The 2874-nt window shown below is 59.5% G+C and carries 2 protein-coding genes and 1 pseudogene; 2 read left to right on the forward strand and 1 reads right to left on the reverse strand.

Translation table 11 applies throughout. The features are described from left to right. The coding region (locus WBV42_RS05560; protein ID WP_423985146.1) for an MFS transporter at nt 1–713 on the reverse strand (713 nt) is incomplete at its 3' end. A gap of 242 nt (nt 714–955) precedes the next feature. Between WBV42_RS05560 and WBV42_RS05565 the strand changes: the two genes are divergently transcribed. Next, the gene (locus WBV42_RS05565) at nt 956–1204 is read left to right on the forward strand and encodes a DUF7518 family protein (protein ID WP_423985147.1); all 249 of its coding nucleotides are present in this window, start codon (nt 956–958) and stop codon (nt 1202–1204) included. Nucleotides 1205–1226: 22 nt separating this feature from the next. After that, nucleotides 1227–2874: pseudogene (locus WBV42_RS05570) on the forward strand (chromosome segregation protein SMC); the annotation flags it as partial.

Raw genomic sequence — 2874 nt, forward strand, 5'->3', positions numbered from 1 at the left:
CCGACGCTGCTCTTGAGGAACACGGCGCTCCAATCGTTTCCGACGCCCTCGATAAAGAGCGCACAGAACCCGATGGCGCAAAACCCGGCGAGCTTTCGAGATGGGAGGGAGAAAGCAGGCTCAGCGCCGGAGTCGCCGTTCTTCGGGAGGAGCCACGAACTCGCGGCGAGTCCACCGGCGAGCAAGGCGAGGCCGACGATCAGGAAGTGCGTTCGAACCGAGAGTCCGAGCGTCGTTGCGACTGCGCCGATACCCGCACCGACCAACCCGCCGCCGCTGAACAGCGCGTGAAAACTGCCCATTATCTGTCCCGAGTAACCGTGTTCGATACGCATCCCTTGGGCATTCGCGGCGACGTCGGTCAACCCCTTTCCGACCCCGAAAACGACGAGCGTGGTGACGAGGACGTCGAGTCTGTTGGCGAGCGTAATCGAGAGGAGCGAGAGGCAGTACACGGAGAGTCCGATCCGGATTATCCGTCTGCCGCCGTGATGAGAGACGAGCCATCCGCCCGCGACCAATCCGACGATGCTTCCACACGCCAGTCCGAGGAGTGCGAGTCCGATGTCACCTGACGATGCGCCGATCTTGGATCGAACCGCTGGAATCCGAACCGCCCACGTCGCAAAAACGATACCCAACACACCGAACACGATGGAATCGGCGATGCGGGCGCGGCGAGGCGTCTCCGAGATGTCGCTTGGAAGGCTCATCGAACGGGGGTTGACGACCCGTGGCTATAAGACTTGTCAGATGATATAACAATGCCTGTTGTAAATCGCGCGCTTGGACACGGATGAGAATATTTTCCCGCCTTCTCTCTCTTTTGACACTTACTCCACATATTCGGCAGTGAACGGGACGGTAAATGATAGTCAACCGCGACGGATATATCCAGAATTTCTTACATTTGTCTGACGCACATTTATAGTGAAACCATCACGCATACGTTATTATGACTAGCCAGCGCGACCGGATCGGTTCGCTCGAATCGCGGATGGAGGAACTGGAAGCGACGATTCGTGGCCTGACGGAGGAACTCGTGGACGCAAACCAGCGTATCCGCGAACTGGAGCAGGCACGGGAAGCGGAGCAGGAGGAATCGTCGCAGGCCGAAGAGGCTAAATCAGACGAGTCTAAGGACGAAACAGACAACGAGGAGTCCTCCGGATCCGAATCCGGCGACGATATCATCGTCGCGTAGGAGCTCCCCCCACGAGCAATCCATGCACATCAAGACGCTCGTCCTCGACAAGTTCAAGAGCTTCGGCCGGAAGACCGAAATCCCGTTTTATGAGGATTTCACCGTCGTTACCGGCCCGAACGGCTCCGGCAAGAGTAACATCATCGACAGCGTGCTCTTCGCGCTCGGGTTGGCCCGAACGCGGGGTATCCGCGCCGAGAAACTGACCGACCTCATCTACAATCCCGGCCACGATGGAGACGAGGGGACGAGCAACGGACCGCTCGAAGCCTCGGTCGAAGTGATTCTCGACAACTCCGACGGAACCCTCGACCGGGCACAGGTCGTCAACGCCGCCGGAACCGACAACGTCGGAGACGTGGACGAAATCACCATCAAGCGGCGGGTCAAGCAGACCGAGGACAACTACTATTCGTACTACTATCTGAACGGTCGCTCGGTCAACCTCTCGGACATTCAGGATTTGCTCGCGCAAGCGGGCGTGACCCCGGAGGGGTACAACGTCGTCATGCAGGGCGACGTGACCGGCATCATCAACATGACGCCGTTCGAGCGTCGCGAAATCATCGACGAAATCGCTGGAGTGGCGGAGTTCGACGCGAAACGGGACGCCGCCTTGGAGGAACTCGAAGTGGTCAAGGACCGCGTCGAGGAGGCCGAACTCAGGATCGAGGAGAAGGAGGACCGCCTCGACCAACTGAGCGACGAGCGCGAGACGGCGCTCGAATATCAAGGTTTGCGGGAAGAAAAAGAGGAGTACGAGGGCTATCTGAAGGCCGCCGAGTTGGAGGAGAAGCGGTCGGATTTGGACGCCACCCGCGCGGACATCGACTCCCGAAAGGAGGAACTCGTCACCCTCCAGCGCGATTTGGACGAAAAGCAGGGCAAAGTCGTCCGACTGGTAGACAAGTTGGAGGAACTCAACGCCGAGATCGAGCGCAAGGGCGAGGACGAACAACTCGCCATCAAGAGCGAGATCGAGGAGGTCAAAGGCGATATCTCCCGCCTCGAAGACAAAACCGAGACGGCCGAGGAGAAGATCTCGGATGCGGAAAGCCGAAGACGACAGGCGTTCGTGGAGATCGACCGCAAGCAGGAGACGGTCGACGAACTGAACGGCGACATCCGCGACATCAAAATCGAGAAGGCTTCGGTCAAGGGTGAGATCGGCACGAAGGAGTCGAAACTCGCCGAGATCGAGGAGCAGATCGAGAACGTCGACACCGAGTACGACGAGGTGAAAGCCGACCTCGCCGAGAAGAAGGACGCGCTCGAAGCCGAGAAAGGAGAGAAGAACGAGCGCCAGCGCGAAAAGGATCGACTGCTGGACGAGGCGCGACGGCGTTCCGACGCGGTCAACGAGAAACAGAACGAACTCGCCGAAGCGCGCGACCGAATCCCCCAACTCGAAACCGAACTCGGCGATTTGGCCGACGAACTGACGAAGGCCGAACGGAACGCCGGGCAGATAGAGGACGTGGTGTCGGACCTCAAGGACGAGAAGGCGGAACTCCAGTCCGATTTGGATTCGGTCGAGCACGACATCCAGTCCAAACAGCAGGAGTACGCGAAACTCGACGCGCGAGCGAGCGAGAGCGGCGATTCGTCGTTCGGCCGCGCCGTTTCCACGATTCTGAACGGCGGGGTGGACGGCGTTCACGGTGCGGTCG

This window comes from Haladaptatus sp. (assembly GCF_049589095.1).
Taxonomy (GTDB): Archaea; Halobacteriota; Halobacteria; order Halobacteriales; family Haladaptataceae; genus Haladaptatus.

Excerpts from the sequence above, each read along its gene's own strand:
- WBV42_RS05565 (WP_423985147.1), top strand. The coding sequence starts at position 956 with ATGACTAGCCAGCGCGACCGGATCGGTTCGCTCGAATCGCGGATGGAG.